This is a genomic window from Micromonospora sp. NBRC 107095 (assembly GCF_030269705.1).
In the GTDB taxonomy this organism is placed as follows: Bacteria; Actinomycetota; Actinomycetes; order Mycobacteriales; family Micromonosporaceae; genus Micromonospora; species Micromonospora parva.
The window spans coordinates 212,806-228,984 of sequence record NZ_BSTU01000005.1 but is presented as its reverse complement, the minus strand read 5'-3'; the positions used below and the strand labels follow the sequence as shown (position 1 = coordinate 228,984).

The following is a 16,179-nucleotide window of genomic DNA, read 5'->3' as shown; positions in this document are numbered from 1 at the left end:
CTGGCGCAAACCAACCGTAATGCGTGAGGCTTTCCGGCAGACCTGAGAACTTGTCACGGAACCCGGTCGGGTGATCAGGGACGGATCAGTTCGGCGCGGGCTGGTCGAGGATGGCGCTGAACCGCTCCTCGGCCAGGTCGAGCTGGCCGAAGATGTGCCGCTTCACCGCCAGCGACAACGGGGTGTCCGGTCGGCCGATCAGGTCCCGGAAGAGCGGCACCAGCGGGCGGTACTTCCGGGCCGACGAGATCACCTTCGGCCCCACGGTGTGGATCACGCCCACTCCGTTGTCGGTGAAGTCCGACACCTTGATCACCCGGGCCCAGGGCTCCCGCTCCAGGCTGACCGCCAGGTGCTCCCGGTACTGCGCGTTGCGGTCCCGCTCGGGGTCGTACACCGGATTGGTCACCGCGGCGACCAGGGTGGCCACCCGTGGCCCGAACCGGGCGGCGAGCGCGGCCAGCGCGGCCCCGGTCGGGTCGGCCCCCGGGTCACCGTCGGCCAGCTCCGCCGGATGGTCCTCGACAGCGTCGTGCAGCAGGCCGGCGACGATCACGTCCACGTCCCGCACCTGGTAGTGGTGCATCAACCGGATCGCCACCCGCAGCAGGTGGTTGAGGTACGGCTCGCGGACGCGTCGATCGTCGCGGTGCAGGTCGGCCGCGAGGTCGAGCGCGGCGGTCAACCGCGCCCGGGCGTCGTCGTCGAACTGCTGGACCTCCAACCGGAAACGTTCCAGCAGGCCCGGTTCGCCATGGATCTCGGTGATCGCGTGCATCGGCATGCTGCCCAGGTGCGGCGGGAATTCCATGGGTCACTTATAGCCGATCTTCACCGCATCGATGAGCCCCTCAGTCGCCGACCCGACCGCGAGTTACCCGCGCGCCGAGCCGCTCAGATCGGCAACCGGTCGGCACCGGCGAGCGGGCCCACCAGGATGGGGACCAACGGTGCCGGCAGGACGGGGTCGCGGCGCAGGGTGGGCGTCCAGCCCGCGTCCGCGGCCAGGTCGGGGTCATGGGTCGCGTTGTACGCCGCCAGCAGGTCGACCGGTCGCGCCACGCCACTGCCCCGGCGCACCCAGGAACCCCGCTCGGTCAACGCGGTGCCGCCCCAGTCGTAGAGCAGGTCGGCCGGGTCGACCGGCGCGTCCAGTGCGAAGAAGTTGTTCTGCGCGTAGATCGCCGACTGGACACCCACGCCGAGCGCGTACTGGAAGTCGTCGCCACCGAGCCGGTAGTGGTTGTTGTAGACGTCGACCTGACCGAAACGCACCCGGGGCAGCCGTTGCAGGACACCGTCGAAGAGGTTGTGGTGCAGTGTGACCCGCAGCCGGCCCACGTCCGGGCCGACGGTGTTGGACGATCCGATCAGCAGCAGCTTGTCCCGGCCGGAGAAGCGGTTCCACGAGGCGGTGACCAGGCTGGCGGTGTGGGTGACGTCCAGCGACCCGTCATGCACCTGGTACGGCCGACCGAAGTACACCGGCTGAACGCTGTCCGGGTTGTCGCCGTCGGTGAAGGTGTTGTGGTCGACCCAGACGTTCTCGCTGCGGCGTACCGAGATCTGGTCGTACTGGCTGTTCCAGTTGCCGGCCTCGCCGTCGGTCGGTGACCAGGCCGGGAAGCAGTCCCGGGCGTCGACGAGGGTGAGGTTACGGACGATCACGTTCGACGCCCGGTCGATCATGAGGGTGAGCCCGGTCAGCCGTGCGCCGCGCAGCCCGACGATCGTGGTGTTCGGGCCGACGTTGATCTGGGTCTGCCGGGTCTGGTTGGCCACCGAACGCACCCGCGCCTCCTCCAGCGGCCCACTCGGCGTCACCCGACCCCACACCGCCGGGTCGTACGCGGCCAGGTAGGCGTCCAACCGGTACCCCGGGTCGGCCAGGTCGGCGCAGTCCAGCGCGGTGCCGTCCGGCCCTTCGAAGCCGTCGATGGTGCCGTCGACGTAGATCAGCTTCGGGGTGGCGTCGGTGGCGTTGCTGGCGTTGTCGCCACCCAACGCGGCGACCAGTTCGGCCCGGTTGTGGACCACCCGGCTCCGCTCGGGGGTGGCCGCCGAGCCGCCGGTGGTGCCCGGTCCGTCGGCCGCCCAGCCGTCCCGCGCGGGCAGCGTCTGCCGGCCGAGGTGCCGGGCCGTCCAGGAGAGCCGGTCGGCGGACGGGACGTCCGGGCTCGCCGCGGCGGCGGCCGGGGCGGCGCCGAGGAGGACGGCGATCACGGTGGCGCAGCCGAGGATTCCGCGCATCGGCTCTCTCCGTTCGTTTGGTGGAGGTCTATCCCGCCAGCTCGGCGCGGTACGCGGCGGACGCCCACGGCACCGCCAACTCGCTCGGCAACGCCCCCCGCTCAGCCGACTGGCGCAACACGTCGACGACGCCCCGCAGGTGGCGGACCCGCTGCCCGCCCTCGCCGAGGGTGGTCACGAGATCGCCGTCGAGCAGCCGGGGCTCCGGCGCCGGCCGCAGCGCGTCCAGCAGCGCGGTGAACGGCGCGGTACGGGCCAGCGGCGCGATCAGCGGCACGCCCACCGGATCGACCCGGTGGGCGAGCAGGTTCTCCAGCAGCCCCAGCCGCCCCGGCACGCGGCGGGTCACCACGTCCCCGGGTAGGCGCAACCGGTCGGTCGGGTACTCCAGCACCGCCTGCCCGGTCGTTCCGGTCACCACCACCTCGCCCGCCACGAACTCCTCAGCGGCCAGGGTCACCGCCACCAGCACCGGCGGTCCGGCACGGAACCGGATCCGCAGCACGGCGGTGTCCTCCACCTCGATCGGCCGGACCCGGTAGCGTTCCACCTCGATCGCGACCGGCCAGGGCGTCGCCCCGGCGAGAGCCTCCGCGATCGCCAGGCACTGCATCACCGCGTGCGCGAGCGGGTTGGCGAGCGCGCCGTCCAGCACCGGCCGGCCGTCCAGAGTCCGACGACCGGCCCAGGGGGAGCGGGCGTAGTAGGCGTCCGGCCGTTGCCAGGCGGCGATGGTGGAGATGCCGGTGACGGTGCCCAGCCGGCCGGCGGCCAGCGCGTCGGTCAACGCGGTGAGCGCCGCCGAGCCGAGCGCCTGGAAGCCGACCTGGGCCACCCGGCCGGCGGCGGTGAGCGCCCAGGTCAACTCCTCGTGCTCGGCCAGCGACAGCACCGGAGGCTTCTCCAGCAGCAGGTCCGCACCGGTGGCCAGGGCGTCGCGGGCGATCGTCAGGTGGGTGTGCGGCGGCGTGCAGATCACCACCACGTCCGGCCGGGTGGCGGCGAGCATCGCCCGGTGGTCGGTGAACACCGCCACCCCGGGCGGCACCGGGGCGGCCGGGTCGTCCTCCACCGGTCGTACGTCGACCAGGGCGACCAACCGCAGCCGACCGGCGGCGTGCAGGGGCGCGATCACCCGCCGGTGCCACCGACCGTGCCCGTTCGCCCCGATCACCGCCACCCGGGGCGGCGTCGCCCCGCTCACCGCCGACCGGCCGGTGTCGACCCGGTCACCGGGCACCGGCCAGGGTGGCCTCGACGCCGTGCCGTTGCAACGCGGTCAGCCAGGCGATCACGTCCGCGCGCACGTCGTCGTCCTCGGCCACCTCCGCCGGGATGACCTCGCGTAACGCGAAGACCGCATCGACCGCGCCGGCCGGGCTCTGCACCCCGTCGTCGAGTGCGGCCCGGATCGGCCCGGCGAGGGGGTCCTGCAACGGCAACGGCCGACCGTCGTCGGCGTACCCCTGCGCGAAGCGCAACCAGGACGCCACGACCAGCGCGCCCCAGCGCGCGGACCGTCCGGTCGCGCGCAGGTCCGCGATGGTGTGCAGGACGCGCTGCGGCAGCTTCTGTGAGCCGTCGATCGCCACCTGCAGGGTGCGGTGGTGGATCGCCGGGTTGCCGAACCGGGCCAGGGCCTGCTCGCCGTAGTCGACCACCCGGACCCCGTCCGGCGGGATGAAGCTGGCCGCCACGTCCTCGGCGATCAGCCGGCGCAGCACGTCGCGCAGGTGGGGGATCTCCAGCGCGTCGGCGATTGTCTCCCGACCGGCCAACGCCCCGAGGTACGCGATGGCCGAGTGCACGCCGTTGAGGGTGCGCAGCTTCAGCCGTTCCCACGGGCCGGCGTCGTCGGTGAGCACCGCCCCGGCGGACTCCCAACCGGGTCGCCCACCGGGGAAGTCGTCCTCGATCACCCACTGCGCGTAGGGTTCGGCGGCCACCGCGGCCAGGTCGGTCACGCCGAGCGCCCGGCGGGCCGCCTCGATCGTCCCCGGGGTGCTGGCCGGCACGATCCGGTCCACCATGGTGCCCGGGCAGGTGACGTTGCCGGCCACCCACTCGACCAGCCCGGCGGGCACGCCGGCCGCCCGGCCGACCGCCTGGTCGAGCATGCCGCGCAGCCGTCGGCCGTTGGCCGGCAGGTTGTCGCAGCTCACCACTGCCACCGGTCCGGCGTCCGCGGCGGCCCGGGCGGCCAGCCCGCGCAGCAGCAGACCCGGAACCGTGCTCGGCGGGCCGCCGCCGACCAGGTCCGCGGCGAGCGCCGGGTCCGGGGACAGTTGGCCGGTCACCGGGTCGAGCTGGTACGCCTTCTCGGTGACGGTCAGGGTCACCACGCGCACCGCCGGGTCGGCGAGCAGCGCCACCACCGCGTCCGGGTCGCTGGGTGCGTGCCGCACGCCGCTCAGCGCGCCCACCACCTGGGTGGTGCTGCCGGCGGCGGAGAGGGTGCTGACGCTGAACAGGTTGTCCTGCGCGGCGAGCGCCTCGACCAGCGCGGTGCTGCGCGGGGCGACGGCCACGATGCCCCAGTCGCCGCCGGCTGCGCCGACCGCCGCCTCGGTGAAGACGGCCTGGTGCGCCCGGTGGAACGCGCCGAGCCCCAGGTGCACGATGCCGGTCGGTACGGTGCCCGGCCGGATCAGGGGTCGGGCTTCGGCGGGCAGTCGGCGCAGCACACCCAGGCCGAGCCGGGAGGCGCCGACGGTCACCGCCATGCCGGACCGTCCGGGAAGCGGAACTCGGCGATCGACGCCGGCTTCATCGTCGCGCTGTAGCCGGGGCGCTCGGGCAGCAGGTAGCGGCCGCCGCGGGTCCGTACCGGGTCGACGAAGTGTTCGTGCAGGTGGTCGACGTACTCGATCATCCGACCGTCCAGCCCGGTGCCCACCCGCAGGTAGTCGAAGATCGCCAGGTGCTGGACGTACTCGCAGAGACCCACCCCGCCGGCGTGTGGGCAGACCGGAACGCCGAACTTCGCCGCCAGCAGCAGTTCGGCCAGGACCTCGTTGACGCCACCGACCCGGCAGGCATCGACCTGCATCACGCCGATCGCCTCGGCCTGGAGCAACTGTTTGAAGATCACCCGGTTGGCGGCCACCTCGCCGGTGGCGACCCGGCACTGCCCGCCGGTCAGCTCGCGCACCGCGCGGGCGATCCGGGCGTGCCCGAGGATGTCGTCGGCGTGGGTGGGCTCCTCGATCCAGTACGGGTCGACCTCCGCGAGGGCCGCCATCGCGGTGATCGCCTCGTCGACGTCCCAGACCTGGTTGGCGTCCATCATCAACAGTGCGTCCGGGCCGATCTCCTCGCGGATGATCCGGGCCCGCCGCAGGTCGTCGGCGAGCGGGCCGCCGACCTTCATCTTCATCGCCCGCCAGCCGTCGGCGTACGCCTGCCGGGTCAGCGCCCGGACCTTGTCGTCGGGGTAGCCGAGCCACCCGACCGAGGTGGTGTACGAGGGGAAGCCGTCCCGTTCGAGGGTCGCCAACCGGTCGGCCAGCCCGTCGCGCCCCTTGTCGAGGATGGCGGCTGCCTCGTCGGGGGTGAGCGCATCGCTGATGTGCTTGAAGTCGATGCTGGCCACGAGCTCGTCGGTGGGCAGCTCGGCGAGGAAGCGCCACATCGGCTTGCCGGCCACTGTGGCCCGCAGGTCCCACACCGCGTTGACCAGCGCGCCGGTCGCCATGTGGATGACGCCCTTCTCCGGGCCCAGCCAGCGCAGCTGCACGTCGGCGCTGAGCGAGCGCCAGAACGCCACCGGCTCGGCGGTGATCTCCTCGATGGTGCGTCCCCGCACGTGGTGGGTCAGCGCCCGTACCGCCGCGCAGGTGATCTCGTTGCCCCGGCCGTTGGTGAAGGTGAACCCGGCACCGATCGGGCCGGCGTCGGTGCCCAGCTCGACGTACGTCGCCGAGTAGTCACCCCGGTTGATCGCGTCGGATCCGTCGCCCCGGGCGGCGGTCGGGAAGCGCACGTCGTGCACCTCGACGGAGGTGATGGTGATGCTCACTGAGCCTGCCTTTCGTTCGCGACTGCGGGGCTCCGCTGCGCTGCACTCCTCGCGCTCACCGGTGGTCGCCTCCAAAGTTGAAGACCCGCCTGGGCAGCCGGTACGCCAGGTCGACGATGGTCTCGGCGGCCTCGTCCATCGGCAGCCGGTGCTCGGCGACGAGGCGGGCCAGGAAGCCGGCGTCGATCCGACGGGCCACGTCGTGGCGGACCGGGATGGAGCAGAACGCGCGGGTGTCGTCGACGAATCCGGCGGTGTTGTAGAACCCGGCGGTCTCGGTGACCGTCTCCCGGAACCGGCGCAGCACCTCGGGGGAGTCCAGGAACCACCAGGGCGCGCCGAGCAGCAGCGCGGCGTACCCGCCCGCGAGGGGCGCCAGCTCGCGGGTGAAGGTGTCCTCGTCGAGGGTGTAGAGAACCACCCGCAGCCGGGGGTCGTTGCCGTAGCGCTCCAGTAGCGGGGCGAGCGCGTGCACGTACTCGGTGGCCTGCGGGATGTCGCCGCCGACGTCACGCCCGTGCCGGGCGTGCAACCACCGGTTGTGGTTGCGCACCGCGCCGGGGTGCAGCTGCATGACCAGGCCGTCGTCGAGCGACATCCGGGCGAACTCCACGAGCATGTGCGCCCGGAACGCCTCCGCGTCGGCGGCGTCGGCCTCGCCGCGCCGACCCCGGTCGTAGAGCCGCTCAGCCTCGGCCGTGGTGAGGTCCAGGGTGCGCGCGGTGGGGTGGCCGTGGTCGGAGGAGGTCGCCCCGGCGGCGATGAACGCGGCGCGCCGGGCCCGCAGCGCGGCCAGGTAGCCGGTGTACGTGCCGGTGTCCTCGCCGGCCCGGTCGCCGAGCCGGTCCAGGTTCGTCGACCAGCCCTCGTACTCCATGTCCACCACGTCGTCCGGGCGGAACGTGGTGACCACCCGGCCGCCCGGCCCGCCCCACCCGTCGGCGGCGAGCTTGGCGTGCGCGGCGAGGTCGTCCAGCGGCGACTCGGTGGTCGCCAGGACCTCGATGCCGAACCGCTCGAACAGCGCCCGGGGCCGGAAGTCTGGCTCGGTGAGCCGGGCCGCTATCTCGTCGTAGACGGCGTCGGCGGTGGCCGGGCCGAACGGGGTGTGCACCCCGAACACGGTGCGGAAGGTCTGCTCCAGCCAGAGCCGCGACGGGGTGCCCCGGAACAGGTGCCAGTGCGCGGCGAAGCGCCGCCAGATGACCCGGCCGTCGGCCTCCACCGGACTGCCGTCGCGGGTGGGCACCCCCAGGTCCGCCGGGGGTACGCCCTGACTGAGCAGCATCCGGGTCAGGTAGTGGTCGGGCACGATGAGCAGCCGCGCCGGGTCCGGGAAGGGGTGGTCCTCGGCCAGCAGGGCCGGGTCGACGTGCCCGTGCGGCGAGATGATGGGTTGTTCCGCCGCCAGGGCGTACAACTCCCGGGCCAGCGCCCGTTGGCCCGGTTCGGGCGGCAGGAGCAGGTCGGTGTGGTCGAACGTGGGCACGGGGTGCGGCTCCTCGTCTGCGGTGTCAACGGGGGGTGAGCAGGTCGGCGACGCGAACGGGTTGACCGGTCTCGAAGGACCGGTTCGCAGCCAGCCCGGTGAGCAGGGCCAACGCGCCGTCGTCGGCGGTCGCGGCGCGGCCCAGCGGGTCGGGTCGACCGCCGAGGAGCACCCCGGTCATCCGGGCGTCCGCGCCACCGTGCCCGTGCCGACTGCGGCCCTGCACCGGGATCTGCCGGGGCGGGGCCCAGAACGGGCGCAGCGTCAGCGTCGCACCCCCGCCCTCGGGCGGCGCCTCGGCACCGTGCAGGGCCGCGCCCTTGACCGCCCCGGCGGTGCCCCGGTCGACGAAGTCGTTCTCGGCCACGTCCAGCTCCAGCCGGCCCCGGCTGCCGTTGACCATCACCCGGTAGCCCTCCCAGGGCGCGTACGCGGTGAGGTGGTAGGTCATGGTGGCGCCGGTCGAGTAGCGGGCCAGCACCGCCATGTCGTCCTCGATGCTCACCCCGGGCGCGAAGACGTTGCGGTCGCGCTGGTAGCCGTCCTCGGCCTCGGCGTCGAGGTACAGCTCGCGCAGCCGGGGGTGCGCGTCCAGGCGCAGCGCGAACGGGTCGTCGGCGGCGGCGGGGGAGCCGTGCGCCCGGTCGTAGTCGCGGGCGTAGCCGTGCCGGCGGCCCTTCTCGCCGTAGAAGAAGAGCCGACCGGCCGCGTACACCTCGACGGGGGTGGCGGCCAGCCACCAGTTGACCAGGTCGAAGTGGTGGCTGGCCTTGTGCACCATCAGCCCACCGGAGGTGGCCTTGTCGCGGTGCCAGCGGCGGAAGTAGTCGGCGCCGTGGCGGACGTCCAGCAGCCACTCGAAGTGCACCGAGCCGATCTCGCCGACCGCGCCCTCGGCGAGCAGCCGGCGAACCTGTTCGTGCAGCGGGTTGTAGCGGTAGTTGAAGGCGACGGTCACCCGACCACCGGTCTCGGTCACCGTGTCCAGGATGCGCCGGCAGCGTGCCGCGTCCACTGTCATCGGCTTCTCGGTGACGACGTCCCGGCCGGCGCGCAGCGCGGCCACCACGTACTCGTCGTGGGTGACGTCCACGCTGGTGACCAGGACGACGTCGACGCGTTCTTTGTCCAACATGGCCGCGAAGTCGCCGGCCGGGTACGTGGGCACCGGGCGGTGGCCCAGCTCGGTCAGCCAGCGGTTGTGCGCATCCATCCGGGCCTGGTTGGTGTCGGCGAAGGCGACCAGCTCGGTGCTGTCGGCGTGGTCGAGCACCAGCGCCCGGACGAACATCTCCGCCCGCGCGCCGGTGCCCACGACGGCGTACCGGACCCGTCCGGCGGCTCTCGGTGACATGCGGCGCCCTCCCGTGGTGCTGCAAAGGTTTGCAATGAAGTAATCACGATCGATCTAATCCCGTCAACGACGGGAATGGGATCGGCGTCTTATGTCAGGTTTTGCACGGTGGTGGCTCACCAAGGGGAACGTGGACGCCACAAAGCCGTAATCATTGACCGTTGACACTGGCGCAACCGTTTGCATTAATGGGCCACACCCGTGACCGCCACCACATCGGACGAAGGGGCCGCCGTGCCAGTCACCATCCGGGACGTCGCCCGGGCGTCGGGTGTGCACATCTCCACCGTGTCCCGCACCTTCTCCGCGCCACACCTGGTCAACCCGGAGACCCGGGTCCGGGTGCTGGCGTGCGCGGAGGATCTGGGCTACCGACCGAACCGGGCCGCCCGGGCACTGATCACCGGGCGGACGCACAACATCGGGCTGATCATCGCGGACATCGCGAACCCGTTCTTCCCACCGCTGATCAAGGCGGCGGAGAGTCAGGCCCGGCACCGCGACTACCACGTCTTCGTGGCCGACACGAACGAGGACCCGACCGCCGAGGAAGAACTGGTCCACGCGCTGGCCAAGCAGGTCGACGGGGTGCTGCTGTGCAGCCCTCGGATGAGCAACAGCCTGATCGAACAGCTCAGCCGCGAGGTGCCACTGGTCGTGGTGAACCGCCAGGTGACCGGCCTGCCCTGCGTGCTGATGGACGTCGGTCAGGGTGCCCGCTCGGCGATCGAACACCTGGTCGGCCTGGGGCACCGCAGCATCGCGCTGCTCGGTGGCCCGCGCAGCTCGTGGACCAACCGGGAGATGCGCCGTGCCGCCAGCGCGGCCGCCCGGGCCGGTGGCGCCGAGCTGACCGTCCTCGGCCCCAACGCGCCCACCGAGGTCGGCGGCTCGGCCATCGCCGAGCAGGTGCGACGCAGCGGCGTGTCGGCGGTGCTCGCCTACAACGACCTGATGGCGATCGGCCTGATCGAAGGGCTGGACGCGCTCGGGGTCCGGGTGCCGCAGCAGGTGAGCGTCGTCGGGGTCGACGACATCACCCTGAGCCGGCTCACCCGACCCAAGCTGACGACGGTGGCCACACCCACCGGGGCCGCCGGCCGGACGGCCGTCGACATGCTGCTGCAACAGGACATCGAATCACCGCGCGGTGCGCGGGGGTCCGGTGCCGGCACGGCGCTCGGCGTCCGTCGTACCACCGCACAGGTAATGCTCCAGACCGACCTGGTCATCCGCGACTCGACCGGCCCGGGCCCGTACGCCCGGCCGGCACGTCCCCTGGCCGCACCGCGTGGCCCGGACCCGCATTGCCCTGCGGGCCCGGGCACCCCGACCGCGGCCACCGGTGACGCCGTCGCCTCCTAATGCCGAGGAGTGAGCGCACATGCACCCCGCAACGCCCCCCACCACTGGCGCGCCCGTCGGGCGCGCCCACCGTACCCCGCTGCCCCGGCGGCGACTCCTGCGTGGCCTGCTCGCCGTGACGGTCGCCGCACCGCTGATGTTCGGCGCCGCCGCCTGCGGAGACGACGGCGGCGCTGCCGACCCGAACGCGCCGGTCAAGCTGTCCATCTTCTGGTGGGGCGGCGACGCCCGGGCCAAGCTGACCGAGGACGCGCTGGCCCTCTACACCCAGAAGCACCCCAACGTGACCTTCGAGAAGACCTGGCAGGCCAACCAGGGCTACTTCGACAAGCTGGCCACGCTCACCGCCGGTGGAAACCCGCCGGACCTGTTCCAGATCGACGACAACTACCTCGCCGAGTACGCGGCCCGCAACACCACGCTCGACCTGACCCCGTACCAGGAGTCCGGAAAGCTGGACACCTCCAAGTTCCCCCAGAGTCTCTGGCAGTACGGCGTGGTCGACGGCAAGCTCGCCGGCCTGGCCGCCGGGGAGAACACCCAGGGACTGGTCTACAACAAGACGCTGCTGACCAAGCACAACCTGCCCGAGCCGACCACCGGGATGAGCTGGGAGCAGCACATCGCCTGGGCCGAGCAGGTCACCGCCAAGACGAAGGTGCCGGGCACCCAGGACCCGAGCGCCGACTACAAGGCGTTCTGGGTCTGGTTGCGCCAGCAGGGTAAGGACCTCTACAAGGGCAAGGAGCTGGGCTTCACCGTCGAGGACGTGACCGCGTGGTTCGACCTGTGGAAGGGCGCCCGGGACCGCAAGGCCACCCCGACCGCCGACGTCATCCACGAGGGCAACTCCAGTGACGTCACCAAGCAGTTGGTGGTCACCGGCAAGTCGGCGACCTCCTGGGTCTGGGCCAACCAGATGCCGGACCTGAAGAAGAACACCAAGGACGAGCTGGGCGTGATCGCCTACCCCGGTGACCCCAGCGCCCAGTGGGCCCGGGCGTCGATGTACTGGTCGGTGTTCAAGGGCAGCAAGAACAAGGACGTCGCGGTCGACGTGATCAACTTCCTGAACAACGACGTGGCGGCGGTCAAGCTGCTCGGCACCGACCGTGGCCTCCCGTCCAACCTGGACCTGCGCCGGGTCGTCAGCGACGACACCACCGACCCGGCCATGAAGCAGTCCATCGCCGTCGAGGCGGAGCTGACCCAGAAGTTCGGCGAATCCCCGCAGGTGCCGATCAAGGGCCACAGCAAGGTGAAGTCCGAACTGATCAAGGCTGCCGAGAACGCGCAGTACGGCCGGGCCACCCCCGCCGAAGCCGCCGCCCAGTTCATCGAGGCGTGCAAGTCCGCCATCGCCTGACCGCCCCCAGGGTCTGTGTCGAAGTCCATGGCCGGCCTGCGGCGGGCCCAGACAACGACCGGCCGTGTTGGAGATCGGTCCGGATACAACACCGGTATCCGGACCGATCTCCGCCTTGCCGGACCGCCGCCTGGACTCCGCCTCGGCTCGACCGGGGACTTCGACACAGACCCAACGCGAGGAGAGGAGCTGTTCGTGGCGTTGACCACGGCGCCCGACCCGACCCGACGCGGCCCCGGATCCGCCCGGGCCCACCCGCAGAGGCGTGGGCCCGGGCGCCTCCGGCACAGCGAAGGTCTGGCGGGGTACGTCTTCCTGTCGCCGTGGCTCATCGGTCTGATGGGTGTCACGGCGATCCCCATGCTGTTGTCGCTCTACCTGAGCTTCACCAACTACGACATCCTCACCCCCTTCTCCGAGGTACGGTGGGTGGGGCTGGCCAACTACGAGCGGATGTTCACCGCCGACCCGTCGTACTGGCACGCGGTGCGGGTGACCCTGACCTTCGCGCTGATCGCCGTACCGCTGAAGCTGGCCGCGGCGCTCGGCGTGGCGCTGCTGCTCAACCGCGCCTGGCGCGGCGTCGGGCTGTTCCGGGGGTTGTTCTACCTGCCGTCCCTGCTCGGCGGCAGCGTGGCGCTGGCCATCGTCTGGGTCAACATGTTCAACCGCGACGGCGCGTTCAACTCGTTGTTGAGCGTCTTCGGCATCACCGGCAAGCCGTGGGTCAACGACCCCGACTGGGCCCTCGAGACGCTGATGGTGCTGGCCATCTGGCAGTTCGGCGCACCGATGGTGATCTTCCTGGCCGGGCTCAAGCAGGTGCCCACCGAGCTGTACGAGGCCGCCTCGGTCGACGGGGCCGGCCGGCTCCGCCAGTTCCGCGACGTCACCCTGCCGATGCTCTCCCCGGTCATCTTCTTCAACCTGGTGCTGGAGACCATCAACGGCTTCCAGGGCTTCACCGCCGCGTTCGTGCTCAGCAACGGCACCGGCGGCCCGGTCGACTCCACCCTGATGTACACGCTGAACCTGTACATCACCGGCTTCACCGACCTCAACATGGGCTACGCCTCGGCGATGGCCTGGGTCTTCCTGATCGCCATCGCGGTCATCACCGCGGTCTTCTTCAGCACCGGACGGTTCTGGGTGCACTACTCCGACGGGGAGGACCGGTGATGGTGGCGGTGACCCCGACGACCGCGGCACCGCCGAACGCACGCCGACGAACCGGCGGACGGCCCGTGCTGCGACTGCTGATCCTGCTGGCGATCGTCGCCGTGGTGCTCTACCCGCTGATCTGGATGGTGGGCACCTCGCTGAAGTCCCAGGAGGAGATCGTCAACAACGTCGGGCTGCTGCCCGAGCGGTTCAGCCCGGGCAACTACACCGCCGGGTGGTCAAACTTCGACGTCAGCTTCGGCCGGTTCTTCCTCAACAGCACCATGGTCAGCCTGCTCACCGTCGTCGGCAACGGGCTCTCCTGCCTGCTGGCGGCGTACGCCTTCGCCCGGCTGCGGTTCCGGCTGCGCGGCATGTGGTTCGCTGTCATGATCGGCACGCTGCTGCTGCCCCAGCACGTGCTGATCGTGCCGCAGTACATCCTGTTCCGCACCCTCGGGCTGGTCGGCGCCGACTGGCCGTACCTGCCGCTGCTCATCCCGCAGTTCCTGGCCACCGAGGCGTTCTTCGTCTTCCTCATGGTGCAGTTCATGCGCGGCGTGCCTCGGGAACTGGACGAGGCGGCCCGCATCGACGGGGCCGGGCCGTTCGGCATCTTCCGGCACATCATCCTGCCGCTGAGCCGCCCCGCGCTGGTCACCACGGCGATCTTCTCGTTCATCTGGACCTGGAACGACTTCTTCCGCCAGCTGGTCTTCCTGTCGCAACTGGAGGACTACACGGTCCCGGTCGCGTTGACCCTGTTCATCGACTCGACAAGCCAGAGCGCCGTCGGTCCGATGTTCGCCATGTCGGTGCTGTCGCTGCTGCCGGTCTTCCTGTTCTTCGTCGCGTTCCAACGGATGCTCGTCGAGGGGATCAACACCAGTGGCATCAAGGGCTGAACCGACATCGCGGGCCGAACCCGCCGAACCCGACGACACCGGCGGGCGGCGGGACTGGCGCGACGTCGCCCGCGACGCCGCCGACCTGGCGCTGCTCGGCATCCTGCTCACCCTCGCGGCGGCGCCAGTGCTCACCGCCGCCTCGGCGGCCGGCACTGCCAGCGCGGCGGTGCACGACTGGACGCGGACCGGCAGTTGGCCGTCGGCGCGTACGACGGTGCGCCGGTTCGGCCGCGCGATACTGCCCGGTGTGCCGGTCAGCCTGCTCGGGCTCGGCGGCGCCGTGCTGCTCGCCGCCGACCTGGCGGCACTGGCCACCGGCCGGGTGCCGGGCGGCGCGGCGGCGCTGCTGGTGACCGCGCTGATCGCGGCCGGCCTGGCCGGGTACGCCGGGCTGGTCGTCGTCGAGGTGGGCGGCAACGGGGGCGGGCGGTGGCGGGCCTCGGCCCGCTGCGCCGCCCGCGCCTGCCTCGCCGCGCCCACCCGCTGGGCGGCGCTCACCGGTGTCGTCGCGCTGGCCGGGCTGCTCGCCGTCCTGGTCACCCCGGTCGCGGTGCCGATCCTCGCCGGCTACACGGTGGCCGCCCTGCACGCCGTCGCCGTCCGCCGACCGGTCCCGACCGTGGTGGTCGGCCCACGGGACCTGCCGTGACCGGCGCGGCGGAGCCGGTGCGGCTGATCGTCGGGGCCACCGAGGTGGCCGAGTACGTGCTCGACCCGGCGTTGGACGCCCGGCACGGGCCGCGACCGTATCTGCACCCGGTACGCACCCTCGGCGGAACGGTGGTCACCGACGCGCTCCCCGACGACCACGTGTGGCACCTCGGCGCGTCCCTCGCGGTGCAGGACGTGAACGGCAGCAACCTCTGGGGCGGGCGCACCTACGTCCGCGACGTCGGCTACACCTGGCGTGACGACCACGGCGTCATCGCCCACACCGGCGAGGTCGAGCGGTCCCCGAGCCGGTACGCGCACGACCTCCAGTGGCGCGACCACGCCGGCGCGGTGCTGCTGACCGAGCGGAGGTGGCTCGCCGCCTCGGTGGTCGCGCCGCACGCCTGGCGGCTCGATGTGGAGTCCGTCCTCGTCGCCCCGGACGACCGGGCGGTGCGCCTGGGCAGCCCGGCCACCAACGGTCGCCCCGGCGGGGCCGGCTACGGTGGGTTCTTCTGGCGGGCCGTCGCCGACGGTGAGCCGGCGGTGTTCACCGCCGATGCGGCCGGGGAGCAGGCGGTCAACGGCGGTGCGGCGCCGTGGCTCGCGCTGACCGGGTCCGGGCCGGGTGGCGGGGCGTACACACTGGTCTTCGCGGGCCTCGGCGGGGGCGACAGGTGGTTCGTGCGGACCGCGATGTACCCGGGGGTCTGTGTGGCGTTCGCGTTCGACCGCCCGGCGGTCGTGCCGGCCGGTGGGAGCCGGCACGGCCGGTACCAGGTGTGGGTGGCCGACGGGACCCTCGACCGCGACGGTGTGGCGGCCCTGCTCCGCTCAACGGGGTGAGGGGTGTCAGCGGGTGGGGAGGGCGGCGGTTACCCGGAGGGCCTTGACGATCGCCGGGATGGAGCCGATGAGCAGCACCAGCCCCCAGACGATCGCGATGATCGCGAAGACCAACGCCGCCACGTCGTCGACGATGCTGACCAGGATCACCGGCACCAGGTTGTGCAGGAACTCCAACACGACAGTGCACAGCAGGGTGGTGAGGATCAGCAGGACCAGGCCCTTGTTCTGCAGAAAGCGCGGCTGGGCCAGCACCAGCATCCCGGCCCACACCAGCTTCAGCAGCAGCACCAGCCCGAGCAGCACCGCCGCCTCGCCGACCGGGAAGAACCCCCACAGCGCCAGGTACGCCAGGGTGCCGAAGGGGACGGCCAGGAAGAGCGACACCATGATGGACAGCTCCACGAACGCGATCACCAGCGCGACCAGCCCGACGATGATCAGGATGATCGAGAAGATCAGGCTGGCGACGCCCTGCACCCGACCCTGGACCCGTTCGGGCAGCAGCAGGCCCAGGCAGAACAGCCCGGTGCTCCAGACCGCCACCGCGTCGATCAGCGCGAGGTAGCCGGTGCCCCGACCGGACGGCTCGCTCACCCCGGACACGTCGTCGATCTCCACGTCCAGCGCCCCGGCGCTGTCCGCGAGGGCCGCTCCGGCGTCGGCGCCGCCGAGCAGCAGCCCTGCCCCCACCTCCACCCCGATCGCCAGGACGATGGCGAGCATGGCCATCAGCAGGAACGGCTTGCGCAGGTCACCCACGGCGGCACC

Annotated in this window: 14 protein-coding genes; 6 read left to right on the top strand and 8 right to left on the bottom strand. The window is 72.0% G+C overall.

Features of this window, described 5'->3' with window-relative positions; all coding sequences use genetic code 11:
* Positions 1 to 85 precede the first annotated feature (85 nt).
* The 7 genes from QSK15_RS23910 to QSK15_RS23880 form a co-directional block, all read right to left on the bottom strand.
* Positions 86 to 811 (bottom strand): HD domain-containing protein, encoded by a 726-nt coding sequence (locus QSK15_RS23910; protein WP_285796386.1) that lies wholly within the window; start codon positions 809 to 811, stop codon positions 86 to 88.
* A gap of 83 nt (positions 812 to 894) precedes the next feature.
* Positions 895 to 2,250, bottom strand: coding sequence for a pectate lyase family protein (locus tag QSK15_RS23905; protein WP_285796385.1), 1,356 nt, complete (start codon positions 2,248 to 2,250; stop codon positions 895 to 897).
* Between the two features lie 28 nt (positions 2,251 to 2,278).
* A complete protein-coding gene (locus tag QSK15_RS23900) occupies positions 2,279 to 3,490 on the bottom strand; it encodes a Gfo/Idh/MocA family protein (RefSeq protein WP_285796384.1) in 1,212 nt (403 codons plus the stop codon).
* On the bottom strand, positions 3,480 to 4,973 hold the full coding sequence (locus QSK15_RS23895; RefSeq protein WP_285796383.1) for a mannitol dehydrogenase family protein: 1,494 nt from the start codon (positions 4,971 to 4,973) through the stop codon (positions 3,480 to 3,482). The genes QSK15_RS23900 and QSK15_RS23895 overlap by 11 nt, the downstream gene beginning before the upstream one ends.
* Complete coding sequence (locus QSK15_RS23890; RefSeq protein ID WP_285796382.1) at positions 4,964 to 6,268, bottom strand: enolase C-terminal domain-like protein; 1,305 nt, start codon at positions 6,266 to 6,268, stop codon at positions 4,964 to 4,966. The genes QSK15_RS23895 and QSK15_RS23890 overlap by 10 nt, the downstream gene beginning before the upstream one ends.
* A 55-nt stretch (positions 6,269 to 6,323) precedes the next feature.
* Positions 6,324 to 7,757 carry a glucuronate isomerase gene (gene uxaC, locus QSK15_RS23885; protein ID WP_285796381.1) on the bottom strand — a complete coding sequence of 478 codons (1,434 nt, stop codon included), beginning with the start codon at positions 7,755 to 7,757 and terminating at the stop codon, positions 6,324 to 6,326.
* Positions 7,758 to 7,782: 25 nt separating this feature from the next.
* Complete coding sequence (locus QSK15_RS23880; protein WP_285796380.1) at positions 7,783 to 9,111, bottom strand: Gfo/Idh/MocA family protein; 1,329 nt, start codon at positions 9,109 to 9,111, stop codon at positions 7,783 to 7,785.
* A gap of 234 nt (positions 9,112 to 9,345) precedes the next feature.
* On the opposite strand from QSK15_RS23880, the gene QSK15_RS23875 reads away from it, so the two are divergent.
* From QSK15_RS23875 to QSK15_RS23850, 6 genes are all read left to right on the top strand, one after another.
* Complete coding sequence (locus QSK15_RS23875) at positions 9,346 to 10,476, top strand: LacI family DNA-binding transcriptional regulator (RefSeq protein WP_285796379.1); 1,131 nt, start codon at positions 9,346 to 9,348, stop codon at positions 10,474 to 10,476.
* Between the two features lie 19 nt (positions 10,477 to 10,495).
* Positions 10,496 to 11,842, top strand: a complete 1,347-nt coding sequence (locus QSK15_RS23870; protein ID WP_285796378.1) for an ABC transporter substrate-binding protein — start codon at positions 10,496 to 10,498, stop codon at positions 11,840 to 11,842.
* 195 nt (positions 11,843 to 12,037) lie between these two features.
* Positions 12,038 to 13,021: a carbohydrate ABC transporter permease gene (locus QSK15_RS23865; protein WP_285796377.1), complete on the top strand. Its 984-nt coding sequence runs from the start codon at positions 12,038 to 12,040 to the stop codon at positions 13,019 to 13,021.
* On the top strand, positions 13,021 to 13,908 hold the full coding sequence (locus tag QSK15_RS23860; RefSeq protein ID WP_285796376.1) for a carbohydrate ABC transporter permease: 888 nt from the start codon (positions 13,021 to 13,023) through the stop codon (positions 13,906 to 13,908). The genes QSK15_RS23865 and QSK15_RS23860 overlap by 1 nt, the downstream gene beginning before the upstream one ends.
* A complete protein-coding gene (locus tag QSK15_RS23855) occupies positions 13,892 to 14,560 on the top strand; it encodes a hypothetical protein (RefSeq protein WP_285796375.1) in 669 nt (222 codons plus the stop codon). Before QSK15_RS23860 ends, QSK15_RS23855 begins: the two co-directional genes overlap by 17 nt.
* On the top strand, positions 14,557 to 15,408 hold the full coding sequence (locus tag QSK15_RS23850) for a DUF6807 domain-containing protein (protein WP_285796374.1): 852 nt from the start codon (positions 14,557 to 14,559) through the stop codon (positions 15,406 to 15,408). The genes QSK15_RS23855 and QSK15_RS23850 overlap by 4 nt, the downstream gene beginning before the upstream one ends.
* A gap of 6 nt (positions 15,409 to 15,414) precedes the next feature.
* Here QSK15_RS23850 and QSK15_RS23845 read toward each other — a convergent pair whose 3' ends face one another.
* Complete coding sequence (locus QSK15_RS23845; RefSeq protein WP_285796373.1) at positions 15,415 to 16,170, bottom strand: hypothetical protein; 756 nt, start codon at positions 16,168 to 16,170, stop codon at positions 15,415 to 15,417.
* Positions 16,171 to 16,179: the final 9 nt, after the last annotated feature.